General features: G+C 30.1%; 20 protein-coding genes. All 20 read right to left on the bottom strand.

Annotated elements, in window-relative coordinates; genetic code table 11:
- Positions 1-67: 67 nt before the first annotated feature.
- The 20 genes from E4100_RS06095 to rpsU all read right to left on the bottom strand — a co-directional run bounded on the left by E4100_RS06095 (position 68) and on the right by rpsU (position 19,150).
- Positions 68-781, bottom strand: a complete 714-nt coding sequence (locus E4100_RS06095; protein ID WP_135271143.1) for a zinc ribbon domain-containing protein — start codon at positions 779-781, stop codon at positions 68-70.
- 11 nt (positions 782-792) lie between these two features.
- Positions 793-1,893 carry a Nif3-like dinuclear metal center hexameric protein gene (locus E4100_RS06090; RefSeq protein ID WP_135271142.1) on the bottom strand — a complete coding sequence of 367 codons (1,101 nt, stop codon included), beginning with the start codon at positions 1,891-1,893 and terminating at the stop codon, positions 793-795.
- Complete coding sequence (locus E4100_RS06085; protein ID WP_135271141.1) at positions 1,884-2,579, bottom strand: tRNA (adenine(22)-N(1))-methyltransferase; 696 nt, start codon at positions 2,577-2,579, stop codon at positions 1,884-1,886. Before E4100_RS06085 ends, E4100_RS06090 begins: the two co-directional genes overlap by 10 nt.
- A gap of 38 nt (positions 2,580-2,617) precedes the next feature.
- Positions 2,618-3,772 (bottom strand): RNA polymerase sigma factor RpoD, encoded by a 1,155-nt coding sequence (rpoD, locus tag E4100_RS06080; protein WP_135271140.1) that lies wholly within the window; start codon positions 3,770-3,772, stop codon positions 2,618-2,620.
- On the bottom strand, positions 3,757-5,550 hold the full coding sequence (dnaG, locus tag E4100_RS06075) for a DNA primase (protein WP_135271139.1): 1,794 nt from the start codon (positions 5,548-5,550) through the stop codon (positions 3,757-3,759). The genes rpoD and dnaG overlap by 16 nt, the downstream gene beginning before the upstream one ends.
- A gap of 15 nt (positions 5,551-5,565) precedes the next feature.
- Positions 5,566-6,582, bottom strand: a complete 1,017-nt coding sequence (locus E4100_RS06070) for a deoxyguanosinetriphosphate triphosphohydrolase (RefSeq protein WP_135271138.1) — start codon at positions 6,580-6,582, stop codon at positions 5,566-5,568.
- 128 nt (positions 6,583-6,710) lie between these two features.
- Entirely contained in the window at positions 6,711-8,786 is a 2,076-nt protein-coding gene (glyS, locus tag E4100_RS06065) for a glycine--tRNA ligase subunit beta (RefSeq protein ID WP_135271137.1), read from the bottom strand.
- Positions 8,779-9,666 carry a glycine--tRNA ligase subunit alpha gene (gene glyQ, locus E4100_RS06060; RefSeq protein WP_135271136.1) on the bottom strand — a complete coding sequence of 296 codons (888 nt, stop codon included), beginning with the start codon at positions 9,664-9,666 and terminating at the stop codon, positions 8,779-8,781. The genes glyS and glyQ overlap by 8 nt, the downstream gene beginning before the upstream one ends.
- A 266-nt stretch (positions 9,667-9,932) precedes the next feature.
- Positions 9,933-10,691 (bottom strand): DNA repair protein RecO, encoded by a 759-nt coding sequence (gene recO / locus E4100_RS06055; protein WP_135271135.1) that lies wholly within the window; start codon positions 10,689-10,691, stop codon positions 9,933-9,935.
- 13 nt (positions 10,692-10,704) lie between these two features.
- Positions 10,705-11,595 carry a GTPase Era gene (gene era, locus E4100_RS06050; protein ID WP_135271176.1) on the bottom strand — a complete coding sequence of 297 codons (891 nt, stop codon included), beginning with the start codon at positions 11,593-11,595 and terminating at the stop codon, positions 10,705-10,707.
- Complete coding sequence (locus tag E4100_RS06045) at positions 11,588-11,998, bottom strand: cytidine deaminase (RefSeq protein WP_135271134.1); 411 nt, start codon at positions 11,996-11,998, stop codon at positions 11,588-11,590. Before E4100_RS06045 ends, era begins: the two co-directional genes overlap by 8 nt.
- Positions 11,999-12,013: 15 nt before the next feature.
- Positions 12,014-12,721 carry a diacylglycerol kinase gene (locus E4100_RS06040; protein ID WP_135271133.1) on the bottom strand — a complete coding sequence of 236 codons (708 nt, stop codon included), beginning with the start codon at positions 12,719-12,721 and terminating at the stop codon, positions 12,014-12,016.
- Positions 12,722-12,734: 13 nt separating this feature from the next.
- Positions 12,735-13,187, bottom strand: coding sequence for an rRNA maturation RNase YbeY (gene ybeY / locus E4100_RS06035; protein ID WP_135271132.1), 453 nt, complete (start codon positions 13,185-13,187; stop codon positions 12,735-12,737).
- A gap of 2 nt (positions 13,188-13,189) precedes the next feature.
- Positions 13,190-14,614 (bottom strand): HD family phosphohydrolase, encoded by a 1,425-nt coding sequence (locus E4100_RS06030; RefSeq protein ID WP_135271131.1) that lies wholly within the window; start codon positions 14,612-14,614, stop codon positions 13,190-13,192.
- Positions 14,615-14,625: 11 nt separating this feature from the next.
- Positions 14,626-15,594, bottom strand: coding sequence for a PhoH family protein (locus E4100_RS06025; protein ID WP_135271130.1), 969 nt, complete (start codon positions 15,592-15,594; stop codon positions 14,626-14,628).
- Positions 15,595-15,688: 94 nt separating this feature from the next.
- Positions 15,689-16,135 carry a hypothetical protein gene (locus E4100_RS06020; RefSeq protein WP_135271129.1) on the bottom strand — a complete coding sequence of 149 codons (447 nt, stop codon included), beginning with the start codon at positions 16,133-16,135 and terminating at the stop codon, positions 15,689-15,691.
- An 11-nt stretch (positions 16,136-16,146) separates the two neighbouring features.
- Positions 16,147-17,130 carry a flotillin-like protein FloA gene (gene floA / locus E4100_RS06015; protein WP_135271128.1) on the bottom strand — a complete coding sequence of 328 codons (984 nt, stop codon included), beginning with the start codon at positions 17,128-17,130 and terminating at the stop codon, positions 16,147-16,149.
- A 1-nt stretch (position 17,131) separates the two neighbouring features.
- Positions 17,132-18,424, bottom strand: a complete 1,293-nt coding sequence (locus E4100_RS06010) for an NfeD family protein (protein ID WP_135271127.1) — start codon at positions 18,422-18,424, stop codon at positions 17,132-17,134.
- Between the two features lie 83 nt (positions 18,425-18,507).
- Positions 18,508-18,951 carry a GatB/YqeY domain-containing protein gene (locus E4100_RS06005; RefSeq protein WP_135271126.1) on the bottom strand — a complete coding sequence of 148 codons (444 nt, stop codon included), beginning with the start codon at positions 18,949-18,951 and terminating at the stop codon, positions 18,508-18,510.
- A gap of 16 nt (positions 18,952-18,967) precedes the next feature.
- The gene (gene rpsU, locus E4100_RS06000) at positions 18,968-19,150 is read right to left on the bottom strand and encodes a 30S ribosomal protein S21 (protein ID WP_135271125.1); all 183 of its coding nucleotides are present in this window, start codon (positions 19,148-19,150) and stop codon (positions 18,968-18,970) included.
- Positions 19,151-19,233: the final 83 nt, after the last annotated feature.

The raw sequence follows: 19,233 nt of genomic DNA, 5'->3' as shown, positions 1-19,233 counted from the left end.
ATATTATATCATATATTTATGTTTAATTAAATAGTTTAGACTTAACCTATTTCATCATTACATAATTTTATTCTTTTTTGTAATATAAAATACACCCACAATTTTCACATAATATTATATCATCATTTTTTTGTAATAAATCATAATAAGATGTAGGCAATATCATCCCACATGAAGAACACGCTCTATTGCTAACAATTGCAACAGCTTTTTTCTTTTTATTTCTAATTCTTTCATATTTGTTTAACTTTTCAACAGAAATGTTATTTCTTTGCATCAATATTGAATTGATTAACTCATCAATTTCCTTTTCTAAATTTATTGTTTTTGAATCGTAATTTTTCATAAGATCAGAAATTTCTCGAGAAATTTCATCAATTTTACTTTTGGTTTTATCTATTAAATTGTTCACTTTATCTTGATTCACCATAAAGTCGATAATTTCTAATTCTGTAGTATCTATTTTTTCTTCTAAATCTTCAATAGAACTTATGAAATGCTCGTATTGCTTATTATCTTTTATTATAGCTTTTTCATAGCTATCTTTTAGATTAACAAGTTTATATTTTAGATCATTTAATTGTGCCTCTTTTTTCCTCTGTTCAAGGTGCTTTTTCCCAATAATTTTATATAAATTGTCCAGCTCTAATTGATACCTTAGTTTTTCTTCATTTCTCTTAATTATTTCAACTCTTTCTTTTATGTGTTGTAATTCTTTTTCTTTCGAATCTAATTCATGGTATAAAATATCAAGTTGGTATATTAAATCTATATCCCTCATATTATTTCCTCCTATAGAATGTCATAACAATATGATGGATCTTCAAATATAATGCACTCGACATGATTTTCTAATTCCTTGTTCAAAAACTCTTTTAATTTATTCAGTACTGGTTTTTCTGTGTAAAAATGTCCAGCATCTATTAAAACCAGATCCAATTCTTTAGCTAATTGAGCATCATGATATTTTACATCTGATGTTAAATATAAATCAGCATTTTCTTTTTTTGCATCAACTATAAAATCACTCCCACTACCACCGCATACAGCAATTCTTCTAATTTGAATGTTTTTTTCCCCATACACAATTAAATTTTGAGTCCCTAATCTTGATTTTATCATATCAAATGCTTCGTTTAATGAAATAGGATCAATATCTCCAACTCTGCCATAACCGTATTGTTCATTTAAGTTTTCCAATTTTATAATGTCTAAAGCTACTTCTTCATAAGGATGTGCTTTTTTAACTTCATATATTGTTTTATGTAAAATTTTCTTTGTTACAATTGCTTCTATTCTGACTTCTTCTACTTCTTCAACTTCATTTAATTGTCCTATAAATGGATTGCTGCCTTCAAGGGGTTTAAATCTGCCAATTCCAATTGAAGAAAAACTACAGTCACTATAATCGCCTATAAATCCAGCACCAGAAGTAGACAAAGCTTTCAGTATATTATGTTCATGAGTTTTTGGAACATATACTACAATTTTATATAAATAATCGTATATTGTTGATTTTAAAACTTTTTTGTTTTTTATTCCAATAATGTTTGCTAGAATGTCATTTACTCCTTCATTCGTCACATCTAGATTAGTATGTGCAGAGTAGACATTTATATTAGATTTAATCAATTTCTCAATAGATTTACCTTTAGTACTTGATAAATCTATTGAAGATACTGGATTAAATAAAAAGGGATGATGTGTTACGATCAATTCACATTTATTCTCAATTGCTTTCTCAATTGCTCTCTCTGATGCATCTAAGGATAATAATACCCTATTTACCTCATTTTTTAAGTTTCCGACTTGTAATCCTGAGTTATCCCATTCTTCTGCTAAATACAAAGGAGCAAAATTCTCAATTACTTTTGTAATATCTCCTACAAGCATTGTAACACCTCCTTATACTTTGCTATTTTCTTCTCTAAATCTTGTCTCTTTTCTTGAGCTTTTGGTGAATAAAGATGTTTGTCTAACTCTGAGATAATGAAAAGAGCCTCTTCTATTTTTTTAGAAATGAATTCATTTAATAATGGATGTCTTTTTTGTATTAATTTTCTCCCAATTTCAAAATATATTTCATCCGCTATCAACTCAAGTCCTCTTTTTGCATAAATTACTTCATAAATAAATCCATCTTCTGCTACTAGATCCTCGTCAATTATTTCAAAACCATTTTTATTTAGAAACACTCTCAACTCGGTTGATGCAACCATTGGCTGTAAGATAAAGTTGACAAAGCTATCAGTTTTCTTTATATCTTCTTTTAATATATCTGATATAAGAATACCACCCATTCCAGCTATTATTACAGTGTCTACTTCAAACGGCTTAATTGGGACCAATCCATTTCCTACTCTTGTAACTATTTTTCCGTCAATCAATAAATCTTGTTTAATATAAGATATTGTTTTGTTAAGGGATTCATTGCTAATGTCTGTAGCAATGATCCTTTTTGATTTCCCACTCTCTATTAGTTTGAATGGTACATAACCATGATCAGTGCCAATATCTGCAACAATTGAATTATCTGGTACTAAGCTAACAATTGATTGAAGCCTTTTTGATAACCTCATAATTACTCCTTTCAAAAATAAGATTCGTTTTACGAATCTTATTCTAAAAAATCTTTTAACTTTTTACTTCTACTTGGGTGCCTCAATTTTCTCAATGCTTTTGCTTCAATTTGTCTAATTCGTTCTCTCGTCACATCAAATTCTTTTCCGACTTCTTCTAATGTTCTAGCTCTTCCATCTTCTAACCCAAATCGAAGTTTCAATACTTTTTGCTCCCTGGGTGTCAAACTATCTAGAACCTCTATTAATTGTTCCTTTAACATTGTAAATGTAGCCGCATCTGCGGGTGCAAGAATTTCTTCGTCTGGAATGAAATCGCCTAAGTGACTATCTTCTTCTTCCCCAATAGGAGTTTCTAAAGAAACTGGCTCTTGCGCAATCTTCATGATCTCTCTAACTTTATCAACTTCCATTTCCATTTCTGCAGCTATTTCTTCAGGAGTAGGATCTCTTCCTAACTCCATAACTAATTGCCTTTGAACTCTTACTAATTTGTTGATGGTCTCTACCATGTGTACTGGTATTCTTATAGTTCTTGCTTGATCTGCTATAGCTCTAGTAATAGCTTGTCTAATCCACCATGTTGCATATGTGCTAAATTTAAACCCTTTCTTATATTCGAATTTTTCAACAGCTTTCATTAACCCAAGGTTTCCCTCTTGAATTAAGTCTAAGAATAACATTCCCCTGCCTACGTATTTTTTAGCAATACTAACCACTAGTCTAAGATTTGCTTCTGCAAGTTTCCTTTTTGCTTCCTCATCTCCGTTTTCCATTCTTTTAGCGAGTTCTATTTCCTCTTCTGTTGTTAACAATGGAATTTTCCCTATTTCTTTTAGATACATTCTAACTGGATCATCTACACTTACGCCTTTAGGTAATGATATATCTCCCTTTGATTCCTCATCTACTTCAATATCCGTATCATCAACATCAGTTATCAACTCATCTGGATCTTCAATGACCTCTATCTCTTCTATTTCTTCTTTGTCACCAATTATGTCAATGTTTAAGTCTTCTAATTTCTGGTAAAACTCATCGATTTCTTCAGGCTCAAGCTCTACGGTTTCAAGAGTATCTAATATTTCTTTATGCGTAAGCACACCTTTTTTCTTGCCTTTTTGAATCAAGTTTTTTTCAGCTATTTGTTTGTTCGTTAAATTATTATTGTTATTTTTTACTTTTTCGTCCAACTTACTTCCTCCCCACTAGTGTTAATAAGAGCTATTTTCTTATTAAGTTTAGCTACTTCTATTGTAAGTTTAATAACCTCTTCTTTATATTGCACGTCATTTTCAATTCCCTTTATTTTACTTATTAAATTATCACGTTGATTAATAATAATATTTAATTCTAAGTTTTTTATTATATCATTTATAAACTCATTTAAATTGTTCAAATCATATTCAAGCTCTCTAAAAAGTATATTTTCTATCTGCGGCCTAAATTCAGAGTAATCAATAAGATCTTCTAAAATAGCTTGTGGTGAAATTGCTTTTCCCTCTATAATTCTGTTTTTTATTGTTGAAAAACAAAGTCTGCAATAAAAATCTTGAAAATACTCCTCTTCAAGTCTCTCTGCTAGCTTTCTAGATTCCTCGTTATCTAGTAAAATTAATGATATTGCTTCTAATTCAGCTTTTGGATGTGATGTTTTATTATTTTCGGTGAGTTTTTTTATTAGCTTTAATTCTCTTTTATTATTTATACCCATTTCTGCTAATATTGCTTCTTTAGAAACATTGTATTTGTCAGAATATTTTTGTAAATATATCTCTCTTGCAACAGAAGATTTTATCCCCGATAATATTTTTGCCATTTCTCGTAAAAAATCTATTTTTTGACTTTCTTTGGTTATATCGTACTTTCTTTCCATTAAATATACCTTGAATTCAATGTAAGATAAAGCTTTTTCAATGATTTTTTCAAATTCTTCAATCCCGTTTTCCTTTATAAAATCATCAGGATCGTTTCCATTTGGCAAAATTATTACTTTAGGCTCTACACCAGATCGTGTCAAGATGTCAATTGCTTTTAAAGTGGCCCTTTGACCAGCTTCATCAGAGTCATAACACACATATATGTTAGAACTATATTGCTTTAAAAGCTTTACTTGATTAATAGTTAGTGCTGTGCCTAAGCTTGCAACAGCACATGTTATTCCTGATCTGTAAAGGGATATTACATCCATATACCCTTCGACCAAAATTATTCTTTCTTGGTTAGATGATTTTAGATAGTTATTTAATCCATATAAATGGTTTCCCTTGCTAAAAACTAATGTATCAGGTGAATTTAAATATTTAGGCAATGAGTCATCTAAAACCCTTCCACCGAATCCAATAACCCTTGATTTTATATCATAGATTGGAAATATAATCCGATTTCTGAATCTATCAACATATCCATTGCCATTCTTCTTTCTGCTAGCTAACCCAGCTCTTACAATATCCTCTTCTGCTATCCCATGATTTTTAAGAAAATTCACCAATCCATCCCATGAATCATTGGCAAACCCAATATGAAATTCTTTTGCTATTTTTGAATTAATTTTTCTTTTAGATAGGTATTCTAAAGCAGTTTTATTTGTAAATAGATTTTTATGATAGTATTCACTACTTAATTTATTTATATCAAATATTCTATTTTTTAAGCTATTATCTATATTACTCTCTTTAAAATCTATATTTATGTTGTATCTATCAGCAATGAACTTTATAGCTTCGATGAAATCAAGATTCTCTTGTTTCATTATAAACCCAATAATATCTCCGCCTTCTCCACAGCCAAAGCAATGATAGAGCTTCTTTGTTGGTGAAACAGTAAAAGAAGGAGTCTTCTCACTATGAAAAGGGCATAATCCAACATAATTAATACCAGTTTTTTTAAGTTGAACATAATTACCAATTAATTCTACAATATCTACTTCTTCTTTGATTTTATCGACAAAATTATCTCCTAGTTGAGTCATTTCTTTTCACCATCTTTACATTCTGTCCCATGCTTTTGGAACAAATAAATCCATAAAAGTATTCAACATAAATCTATCTGTCATACCTGCTATATAATCACAAATGATGTCCTCTTTTGTGGCAGAAATATCAACATAAATTTTCTTAGTATTGTCTGGTAACTTGTCAAAATGAGTTAAAAAATAATTATATACTTGTTCGACTATATATTCAGCCTTATCATCTTCTTTTTTTGCTTTTTTATTAAAATACACATTTTCAAACATGAATTGTCTTAAGTCTTCCATTTGAACTCTTATAGCTTCACTCATCGTTATTACATCTTGGTTTATACTGTTTTCAATTATATCGGTTATCAAAGTATTTATCCTCTTACTGTGAGTTTCACCTAATATACTTAAGCAATCTTTAGGGAGCATATCCTCACTAATTACCTCTGCTCTTATTGCATCATCAATGTCATGATTGATATATGCAATTCTGTCTGCATATTTTACTAATTGTCCTTCTAACGTGTTTGATAAATTATCTCCAGAATGATTTATTATACCTTCTCTAACTTCAAAAGTCAAATTAAGTCCTGGTCTATTCTCATGGAATTCTAGCAAGTCTACAACCCTTATGCTTTGTAAATTGTGCTTAAAACCATTTGGATGTAATTCATTCAATATCTTTTCGCCTGTATGTCCGAACGGAGTATGACCTAGATCATGTGCTAAGGAAATTGCTTCTACCAAATCCTCATTTAATTTCAGGGCTCTAGCGATAGTTCTTGCAATTTGTGAGACTTCAAGTGTATGTGTCAATCTAGTTCTATAGTGATCACCTTCTGGAGCAATAAATACTTGAGTTTTATGCTTTAACCTGCGAAATGCTTTAGAGTGAATAATCCTATCACGGTCTCTTTGAAATTCTGTACGAATTTCACATTTTATTTCTTCTTTCTGTCTGCCTTTTGTATCACTACTCAATTTGGCATAAGGAGATAGTCTTATTTTTTCTTCTTCTTCAGATATTTGCCTAATATTCATATCATTATCTCCCTTCAAATTATCTCAATAGAGTATATATTATATTCTATTCAAAATCACTAATACCTTGTTTATTTTGTAAGAAAAAGAGTGCTCCTCGTTGAACACTCTAGTCTAAACCCATGTTTTTATACTTGTATAAGTGATAAATCACAGATGTTTAATGATTTATCTCTGATTAATTTAATCAATGCCAATCTATTGTTTCTGATACTATCATCATCTACCATTACCATGACATTATCTAGGTATTTATTTATTGGATCTGCTAAATATCCCAACTCATTAAGTGCTTTATCATACTCTTTTTTGTTAATATAAGTGCTGACTTTATCCTCAATTTTATTAAAAGCATCATATAATTCTAGCTCATCTACAGATAATAAATTTCTGACAACATTAGAAGAAATAGCCTTATCAGCTAGAGCAGTCAATCTATCAAAAGATACTATGGTTTTTTGTGCCCCTTCATATTTTAGCCAATTAGTGATTTTATCTGCCCGAATAACTATGTCATAAATATTGTCTGTTCCGGTACTAATTATAGAATCTACAACATCATGTCTAATTTTTTGCTCTGTTAACATATTCTTTGCTCTTGCCATAAAGAAATCAAATATCTCACTTCTAACTTTATTAAAATCACATGCCAAATTATTCTCCTCTATATAAATATAAAGTGAGAAATCAATCAGATCTTTTAAAGATACATTTAATTTCTTATCTATAACTATATTTATTATACCCAATGCTCCTCTTCTTAACGCAAAAGGATCTTGAGAACCAGTAGGTTGAATTCCTATTGCGAATAAGCCGCATATAGAATCCAATTTATCAGTTATAGATAAAACTGCACCAGCTGTCGTTTTAGGCAAATTATCTTGTGAAAATCGTGGTAAATATTGTTCATAAATTGCTTGACTGACGATCTTGTTTTCTCCAGATTTTTCAGCATATTCCATTCCCATCTTACCTTGTAGTTCAGTAAATTCTGTGACAATTTTAGTAACCAAATCCGCTTTAGAAAGATAACTAGCTCGCAAAATATTTTTCTTGGTTTCATCCCCAACTTCTAGGTAATCTGCTATTTTCCCCGAAAGTCTCTGAAGCCTTGTGGTTTTATCATACATAGTCCCTAATTTCTCTTGAAAAGTTAATCTTTTGAGTTTTTCGACATATGTCTCTAAAGGATATTTAATATCTTCATTATAGAAAAACTTTGCATCTTCTAACCTAGCCCCAAGTACTTTCTCATTTCCCTTGATAACTGTATCAATAAATTTATCATCGCCATTGCGAATAGTTATAAAATATGGTAATAGTCTATTTTTATCATCAATACAAGGGAAAAATCTTAAGTGGTCTCTCATAGGTGTGACAATTACATCGAATGGAAGATTTAAATATTCTTCCTTTATTCTTCCCATAATTGGAGTTGGATACTCTACTAAATTCGTGACTTCATTTAACAAATCATCGTCTTTTAAAACATTTCCGCCTTTCTCTCTCGCTATTTTTTGGGAATTATACTTAATTATATCTTTCCTTTCTTGAGGATCTACTATCACATAGTTCTTTCTCATGAGTTCTTTGTATTGTTCAATTTCTTTTATCACTATGTTTTGACTACCTAAAAATCTATGGCCTCTTGTTATATTAGAAACAGGTATCCCTTCAAAATCAAATTCCATGATTTCATCATCAAGCAAAGATACAATCCATCTTATTGGTCTTGCAAATTTTATATTTTTTCCTCCCCACCTCATAGCTTTGGGAAAAGATATGCTTTTAATATTGCTAGCTATGTTTTCTCGTAATACATCTTCTAATTGTTTACCTTCATTAATTTTCTTGGTAAAAATGTATTCTTCATTATTTATTGTTTCAAAATAGATGTCTTCTAATTTGACATTTTGAGCTTTTATAAATCCTTCTAATGCTTTAGTAGGATTATTGTCTTCATCAAATGCTATACGCTTTGCAGGACCTTTTATTATTACTTCTTCACTTTCGCCTCGTGATTCAAGCCCTATGACGTCAATTGCAAGTCTTCTGGGCGATTGAAATGTTACTATGGTGTTATATTTAATTCTATTGTCGTTTAAAGTGTTTTCAAAATTATTTTTTAGTTGAATAAGGGCATCATCAATAAATCTAGCAGGAAGCTCTTCTACGCCTATTTCTAGAAAATATCTTCTAGTCATTCATATCACCAGCCTTTTGTAAAAGTGGAAATAGCATTTCTTCTCGTTGTTTTATATACATAGATGCAATATTTTTAGCTAAATTGCGTACTCTTGCTATAAAATTAGTTCTTTCAGATACAGATATTGCTCCTCTAGCATCTAACACATTAAAAGTATGCGAACATTTTAATACATAGTCATAAGCTGGCAGAACTAATCCCTGTTCTATTATCTTATTTGCTTCATTTTCATAAACATTAAAAAGATTATTTAATACATTAATATCAGCTTTTTCGAAGCTGTAAACTGAATGTTCATACTCCGCCCTGGCAAATATATCTCTATAAGTAATGTTATCATTCCATTTGATGTCAAATACATTATCAACATCTTGCAAATACATGGCAATTCTCTCTAGTCCGTAAGTTATTTCCCCTGATTCTAAATCACAATTTATTCCTCCAACTTGTTGAAAATAAGTAAATTGTGTTATTTCCATACCATCAAGCCATACTTCCCATCCCAAACCCCATGCTCCTAAAGTTGGTGCTTCCCAATTGTCTTCAACAAATCTGATATCATGTTTGACTGGATCAATTCCTATTGTTTTTAAGCTCTCAAGATATAAATCTTGTATATTATCAGGGCTCGGTTTTAATATTACTTGCAGTTGATGATGCTGATATACTCTGTTTGGATTTTCTCCATATCTCGCATCAGCAGGTCTTCTAGAAGGTTCAACATATACTACCTTCCATGGTTCTGGCCCTAGAGCTCGCAAAAAAGTATGTGGATTCATTGTCCCTGCACCTTTTTCAATGTCATACGGTTCCATTATCAAGCAACCTTTTTCTCCCCAAAAATTCAAAAGTTTTAACATAAGCTCTTGGAAATTCATATTAGTCCCCCTAATATTTAATTTTATTATGAAATAATAATAACCTTCCTATCCCTATAGGGACGAAAGGTTACTTCCGCGGTTCCACCCTAGTTGATGCAAAAGCACCCACTTGTAGTTCATACACTCAAAAGCTCCAATCTCATAACCCTCATGCTTAGTTTCCACCAACCTAAGCTCTCTATAAATCAGATTATAAGACCTTCTTTATCATCGTATATCTATATTCATAACTTATTTTAATCTACCAAATTTTCATTTATATGTCAAGTTATAGAATTCTCAAAAACATCTTTTAGCATATTCCATGATTTTAACTCTTTTATATCTAGTTTATCTAGAATATACTTATAAATTAGAACGTTCAGCTTTAATTTATCATCGAAGTTCATTATGTCATTAGATAATTTATTGAATGGTAGGCTAATATAGTTCATCATTTGCTTTATATACAATGAATCAATATATTGGCTATCTCTTGTCTTACAATTCGAACACAATATACCGCCTTTTTCATTGTCGAAATACCAATGGATAGAATTTGATGTATGACAATCTATGCAGTTCAATAAGTACGGTTTATAACCAATTAAACTGATTAGTTTGAGTTCATACCCTAGAACTAAGTCTAAGCGATTTATAATATTATTTCCTAAATTTTCAAGTGCTACTATGATCATGTTATAAATTTTCTCGTTTTTTTCTGCTTCTGGAATGGACTTGTCAACCAAATCAAGAAAATAAAAACCAACAGCCATAACATCGATAGATTCTCTTAAATAGTAGTGAGAGTCAATCAAATCAACACTTATGATATAATAAAAATTTCTGCCTTTCTTTAAAATAAATTCGCTTGTCGAAAAAGCCTCAGAGTATACAAGTGCTTTAGAATTTGCTTTCATTGCTCCTTGAGCCATTATGCTTATTTTACCCAGTTCTTGTGTAAAAACTGTCAATATTTTACTGTTCTCTTTAAATTTGGATGATTTAATCACTATCCCCTGAGTTTTTATAGTATTATCCATATGAATCCTTCTTTTAACTTAGTTTATAGCCAAAATACTTCACTTTATCTACTTTGTCTCTCCAATTTTTTTCAACTTTAACCCAAATTTTTAGATTGACTTTTGTATCCATTAACTTTTCAATATCATTCCTTGCTTCAGTGCCTATTTTTTTAAGCATTTTCCCATTTTTACCTATTATCATGCCTTTATGAGATTCTTTCTCACAGTACAAATTAACATGCACATCTAATAAGTTTTTATCTTCTCTTTCTTTGATTTCTTGAACTTCAACATATATTCCATGAGGAATTTCCTCTTGCAGATTATTAAGTGCCTTCTCTCTAACTATTTCTGAAATAATCATTCTTTCTGGTTGATCAGTAATCATATCGTCCGGATAATATTGAGGCCCTTCTGGTAACATCTTTTTCAATGCACTTATAAATAAATCTATATTTTTATTTTGTATAGCAGAAATTGGTATAATATATTCAAACATGTTCATAGCTTTATATTTATTGATTAAATAATCAATCTCTTCTTTTGTCAGCTGATCTATCTTATTAATCAATAAAATTTTTGGAGTTTTAACTTCCATTAATTGTTCAATAATTCCTTTGTCTTGTTTCCCTATTTCCAAGCTATTGTCAACCATAAATGTAATAACATCAACTTCATTTAATGTTGATTTTGAGACTTTTAGCATGTATTCTCCTAGAACATTTTTGGGCGTCTGTATCCCAGGAGTATCTAGGAAAACAATTTGAATATTTTCTTCAGTGTATACCAATTGTATTTTATTTCTAGTTGTTTGAGGTTTATCAGAAATTATAGATATCTTTTCTCCAATGATTTGATTTAGCAATGTTGATTTTCCAACATTTGGTCTCCCGATAACTGTTACAAATCCTGACTTATACATCATCTTTTACCTCTTTAATTAAATCCTCAGGCCCAAAACTATTAGGCAACAATTCAGCTAGATTGTATTTTTTAAAGTCTTCTTCGGAATTAGCAATTATCACTTGAGAATCCTTCCCAAATTCTCTGATAACTTGTCTACATACTCCACACGGATATGTATATTTTGAATCTCCAACAATAGCTATCTTAATTATCTTTCTATGCCCTTCAGAGATAGCTTTTGCAATAGCTGTTCTCTCAGCACATATAGTAGGTGAATAAGATGCATTTTCTATATTGCAGCCAGTATATACACTACCATCTTCAGTTATTAAAGCTGCACCAACCTTAAATTTTGAATATGGTACATAAGCATTTTCTTTAGCTTTTATCGCCAATTTTATTAATTCTATATCGTTCATTCTGCTCTCTCCTTATTATTTATATATAAATTGAAAAATTATTATCCCTACTAAAATCCCTATCAAAGCTCCAAATACTACCTCTCTTGTAGAATGTATCTCCCCTTCAACTCTACTTTCTGCTACTAAAAAAGCCAATCCATAGGATAATGTAATGGTAAGTAAATTATCTATAAGGGTTGATAGTATTGTGGCAATAAGAAAAGCAATGGCGCTATGTCCACTTACTACACCCCCTTGAAAGTGAGTACCCTTTTTTTTATAAAATTTACTCTTTAACCCAATCACAATTAAGACGACTATGATTAAAGCTATAAAAGTTAAATAAACAGAAGAATTCTTTATTTTCTCCAACACAATATCTTTAAAAGGATTTAATCTGTTGAAAAATAAGAGGTATCCTACGATTACTGAATTAATGCTAGCAATGAGTACTGCTCCTGCTGATATGTCTTTGATAACTCTAGCATATGGATGATATTCAGGTGTTATTATATCAACAGTCTTTTCAATAGCAGTATTAAACAATTCAGATACTAAAACTAATGTTATGGCAAAAATTAAAATTAAAAACTCCATCTTAGTAAAATTTAACATTAAACTCAAAATCAATACTATGATGGCTATTACATAATGTAATTTCATATTTCGTTCCATTTTAACTGTAGAAATAATTCCATTAACAGCATAGTTAAAACTATTTATAAGCCTTTTTAAATTCAAATTAACCACCTTCTTAAGTTTTAAATATCCCTATTTCTTTTAGCACAAATTTCTCTTTTTCTCTCATTATTTTTTTATCATCATCATTCATATGATCATACCCCAATAAATGAAACATGCTATGAACTGTGAGATAAATAATCTCCCTTAATATGCTATGCCCAAATTCTGTAGCTTGTTCAATTACTTTGTCAGTTGAAATTATTATATCTCCTAATATATGATAATTAGAATTATAATCATACTCATCTAAAGGGAATGAAAGCACATCTGTTGGCCTGTCAACATTTCTGTAATCTTTATTTAACTGTCTTATCTCCTCATTATCTACAAACGACACACTTACTTCATAATTTAAATCTCTATTTTCTTCTTGAAGGCATATCTTAATGCTTTCATTAATTGCTGATTCAATTTTATCGTCAATATTTATTTTTAATTGTCTATTATCTATTAAAACTCTCACATCTATCCCTCCAATGTTGTTTGATACTGTATTCTTTGATGGTAGACTCCTTTTAGATAATTAATGAAAACTTCTTCTATTATAAACAAGTCACTAATAGTAAGATGAGATTCATTCAATTGCTCATCCTCTAGCTTTGATTTAACGATATTTTTAATTGTTTTAGTAATTCGTTCTTCATCTAACTCATTTAAACTTCTAACAGCTGCTTCAGAAGAATCGGCAAGCATTACAATAGCAGTTTCTTTGCTTTGAGGTATTTTCCCCTTGTACCTAAATCTATCTTGTGGAAGATCTAAATCATTTTCTTTTGCTTTATTATAAAAAAAAGCCACTAAAGTTGAGCCATGATGTTGGTCTATAAAGTCGATCAATTCATCAGGTAATTTATATTCATGAGCTAAGTAAATGCCGTCCTCCCTATGAGATATAATAATATCTAAGCTCTGCAGTACATCAAGCTTATCATGCGGATTTTCAATTCCAAATTGATTCTCTTTAAACATTAATGGTCTTTTTATTTTACCTATATCATGATAATACGATCCAACTCTTGCAAGCAATGAATTAGCTCCAATTGCTTCGCATGCTGCTTCTGCTAGATTCCCTACTAAAATACTATGCTGATAAGTTCCTGGGGCTTCGATAGCAAGTTTCTTAAGTAGTGGCTGATTAGGATTTGAAAGTTCTATCAACCTAAAGGAGGTTAAAATTCCAAATAATTTCTCCCACATTGGTAAAGTACCTAAAGCTATTATTGAAGAAACTAACCCTCCAATAAATAACTCAATAATAGCGATTCTATAGTCTAATTTACTATAATAACCAGCTAATATAAATGATGTGTACAAAATTATGCTAAATATCCCAATTTGTATCCCGCATAAAATTATTTTATTACGTTGTACTGTTTCTCTTGTTAGCAATATTGCAGTACTAACACTAATTAGTGATATTATTAAATTTACAGTATTTCCATGTAATAAAACAGCTAATATTAAATACATAAAAAAGTTTGTAACTACAGCAATTTTATAATCTAACAATTGAGATATTAAAATCGAACCAAATGAGAAAGTCGCAACAAACAAAATATAGTCTCTAAGGAAGAAACTAGTAATTACATTTATACTAATAATTATAAATAATAATGCTAAATTATTTCTCTTTAAAATTATTTCTTTGGAATGATTATATAAATAATATATGAATACAAATGTTAATATTAAAATCAATAAACTTATTCCGATTCTATTTACAATGTTATTTTTAAAAATATTATCTAACTCATTAATTGTTTGGACATTATGATATCTAATAGTAAGTGCAATCATTGAAACTAAAAACAATAGTATGAAAACCGTATTTAATTTATTGTTGTATATATAATTTATCAATGAATTTGATTTTAACCTTTTTCTGTTCATATAATCTACCTTTATTTTTGATTATCTGCTTTTTCATATGCTTCAATTATCTTTTGTACTAATGGATGTCTTACAATATCTGCGCTAGTTAAATTTATGAATTCTATTCCTGAAATGCCCTTTAATATTTTGGACACTGTAACTAGACCAGATTGTTTCCCCCTAACCAAATCTATCTGAGTCACATCTCCCGTTATAATAGCTTTTGATCCAAATCCAAGGCGAGTTAAAAACATTTTCATTTGCTCATTAGTTGTGTTTTGTGCTTCATCTAATATGACATAAGAAGAGTTCAGTGTTCTTCCCCTCATATACGCTAAAGGTGCAACTTCAATTAATCCTTTTTCAAAGAACTTAAAGAAATTATCCGAACCCAAAATGTCAAAAAGTGCATCATATATTGGTCTTAAATATGGATCAACCTTTTCTTGTAAATCTCCAGGCAAAAATCCAAGACTTTCTCCTGCTTCAACCGCAGGTCTTGTAAGTATAATTTTATTGACTTCTTTGTTTTTAAATGCTTGAACAGCCATTGCCATTGCTAAATATGTTTTCCCCGTTCCAGCTGGTCCTATTCCAAATACAATGTCATTTTTCCTTAAAGCATCAACATATCTTTTTTGCCCAATAGTTTTTGGCATTATGCTTTTCCCTTGAGCACTAATAGTTATAACATCATTCATTATATCTAGATTTTTTGAATCATTCGTGTTTTTTAATATGTTAATAGAATAAACAATGTCTTGATAAGATAGATATTTTTGTTTTTTTATCACGTCAATTAAAGAATTTAATAAATTATAAGCTAAAATAACATTTTCTTGATTTCCTTCTACAACTATATCATCATTTAATAAATGAATATTAACATCTAACTTATTTTGCACAAGCTCAATGTTTTTATCTAAATTACCAAATAAGTTCTTTATAATATTTTCATCTTCTACTGTAATTCTTAGTGTTTCTTTATTGCTTGACAATATTTTACCTCCTATATATTACGTATATATAATCATAATAGCACATTAATTAGCTGTTTTCTATTTTATTTTAGAATATAGAACAATAAGAGCTTCATATGAAGCTCTTATTGTTCTTCTTACATTTTGGTTTGCTTATTATTTCAGAGAAAATAACTCCTTTTAATATATCTTTATCTAATTCAGAATAAATTTTTGGTTTTTTGTTTTCATCATAATTAAAAGCTTCTTTTTCATATGCATCTTTTTCGTACTCACTCTCAGAATAAAGATTACTCTCCCATTCAATTAATTTTTTTTCAAGGGAATCGTCAACTTCTTCATACTCAACTTTATTTTCTAAACTCGATATTGATTTGTAATTAGGAGCTTTATTTTTGTTGTAATCCTTTGGAGCATCTTTTTTTTCTTTTTCAAAATATCTCTTATCCAATTTCTGAGTAGCATTCTTCTTATTTGATTCTATTTTCTTCTTTTCAGATAAACTTTTGCTAAATACAAAAATCATTATTACAATAATTAATTCAATTAAAGAATTCAAATCATCACTTCCTATTTGTTGTCTTTCTTAGGTTCGTTTTCTTCTGTTAATTTGGAAATAGAAGATCTCATATCTGTATCAGCTAATAAGTTTTTCATATTGTAATAATCCATTACTCCAAGATTTCCTTCTCTCAATGCTTGGGCTATTGCTAAAGGAACTTGTGCTTCTGCTTCAACTAATTTTGCATTCATCGCTTGTACTTCTGCTTTCATTTCTTGCTCTCTAGCTACAGCCATTGCCCTTCTCTCTTCAGCTTTAGCTTGTGCAATTTTCTTATCAGCCTCAGCTTGATCCATTTGAAGTTTTGCTCCAATATTTCTACCTACATCAACATCTGCAATATCGATAGAAAGTATCTCATATGCAGTTCCTGCATCTAACCCCTTTTGTAGAACTGTATAAGATATACTATCAGGATTTTCGAGCACTGCTTTATGAGTATCTGAACTACCTACGGTTGTTACAATACCTTCTCCGACTCTTGCTATTATAGTTTCTTCTCCAGCGCCACCAACCAATCTTTCAATATTTGCTCTTACTGTTACTCTAGCGATAACTATAACTTCAATACCGTCTTTTGCAACCGCTGCAATTTTAGGGGTTTCTATAACTTTAGGATTAACGCTTACTTGTACAGCTTCTAGAACATTTCTTCCAGCTAAATCAATGGCTGCTGCTCTTTCAAAATCTAATGGTATGTTAGCTCTTTGTGCTGCGATTAAAGCATCTACCAATGTATTGACATTTCCGCCTGCCAAGTAGTGAGCTTCTAGCTCATCTATGTCTAAATTTAGTCCTCCTTTAGTAGCTTTTATCATTGGGTTTACTATTCTATTAGGTACAACCCTTCTAAGTCTCATCCCAATTAATGTTGTTATCCTTACTTTTACTCCCGAGAAAAAAGCTGTTATCCATAAACCTACAGGCACAAATGTAAAAAACAAAATTAGTAAAATTATTATAACAACAGCCAATAATATTGTCCCTATCATTCTATCTCCTCCTAATAATTATTTTTGAACCCTCCACTTTACTGACGATTACTTCTGTATCTTTTGATATAAATCCTTCATCTGATATAGTATCAACTTTTTCATTTTCTATTATGCTAAAGCCTGATGGCCTATGATCCGTTACTGTCCTCCCCTCTTTCCCAATTAAATTAGATTTATCAGAACTGCTTATATAGCCTTTATTAGACATTAACTTACTACTTAAAATTACTTTTTTAAACAATTTGGTATTATATCCTTTCCTAACAAGTATAATACCTAAAAATGTTGATACTATAATTGCTATGCTTAAAGACATTATAGCATATTGTATATTATCCATTGCTAAAACTATGCCAACTAATATAATTATTATACCTGATATGCCAGGTAATCCAAAACCTGGTGCTAAAGCTTCAATTCCTAATAATATTAGTCCTATTATAAATAAAACTATTTCGGTCCAGCCTGAATTTCCAGCCAATATGTTTCCTCCAAAATATAATCCAAATCCAATTAATGATATTGCAGCACCTATACCAAAACCAGGAGTAAATATTTCAATTACTAAGCCAAGAAACCCTAAAGTAAGTAGAATTGAACTAACTATTGGACTTGATATTATCTTTGAAAACCGAATCTGTAAATTTTCATCAACCATCGTTACATTTGAGTAATTAATCTCAAATTTATCTAAAATCTCATTATAATCAGATGAAATCAATTCAGCAATATTTAAATCATAAGCTTCAGTAGCTGTTAAACTTAATAATTTACCCTTATCTATTACATCTGGAATTTCAATATCTTTATCTGCCATAGCTTCGATAATTATAGGATCGATTCCACGTAATTGTGCAGTATCTCTCAATACAGATCTCCACATTGATAAAGTTTTTTCATCATTAGGTATAGTTTCTGCAGCCCCAATTACTGATGATTCAGACATTACAACATGATCAGAAGCTATCGTCACTAGCACTCCAGCAGAAATAGCCTTGTTTTTTACAAAAGATATAGTTGGTATATTTGATTCAATTATTGCATCTTTTATCTTTATTGCTGCATCTACTAGTCCTCCATAAGTGTCAATTTCAAATATTATAGCCGCCGCATTCTCCTCATTCAATTTTTTTATTTGATCATCAACAAAATTAAATGTAGCGTTGTTGATTTCTCCTTTAATCGGCACAACATAAACATTTCCTTTACTGTTGATATTCTCCGAATATGTAGTTTGGGCAATTGCTAACACTAAAATAAATATCAAAATGATTCTACTGTATTTCCTCATTGTAGCACCTCCTTTTAAACTAACTGATTTAAATATACCCATTATTTTCCTATCTACACAAAAATAACCTGAGTTTCCTCAGGTTATTCTAATAGCTCTTTCACAGCTTTATTAACTAAGCTACCATCAGCTTTTCCTTTTACTTTTGGCATAACTTCTTTCATGATTCTGCCAATGTCTTTTGACGTAACTTCACCCATATTGTCGATAGTATCCTTAACGATATTTTTAACTTCTTCGTAGGACAATTGCTTTGGTAAATATTCCAAAAGGATATTCATTTCTGCTTCTGTAAGCTCTACCAAATCTTCTCTATTCCCTTTTTTAAAATCTTCTATTACAATTTTCTTTTCTTTTAATTGTTTAGAAATAATGTCTAAAATCTCTTCATCGTTAAGTTCTTTTCTTTCGTCTACTTCTTTTTGTTTTATTGCAGCTCTAATCATAGTAATAGTGTTTTTCCTGATAGTGTCTTTATTTTTCATGGAATTTTTCATATCATCCATAAGTTTATCTTTTAGAGACATTCTTTACACCTTCTCATTAATATCTAGCGCTTTTCTTTCTTCTTGCTGCTTCAGATTTTTTCTTTCTTTTTACACTTGGTTTTTCATAATGTTCTCTTTTCCTTACTTCTCCAATGACGCCTGATCTAGCACATTGCCTCTTAAATCTTTTAAGAGCATTATCAAGAGATTCATTTTCTCCAACTTTGATTTCTGTCATAGACCCTTCCCTCCCCTCTTAACTACAAGAGTGATATAACACCATTTAACTATGATTTCACACTAACTCATTATACATCATAA

Source organism: Soehngenia longivitae (genome assembly GCF_004684055.1).
Lineage (GTDB): Bacteria > Bacillota > Clostridia > Tissierellales > Tissierellaceae > Soehngenia > Soehngenia longivitae.
Note: the sequence above shows the minus strand (reverse complement) of the source record. Positions and strands in the feature narration are given on the sequence as shown.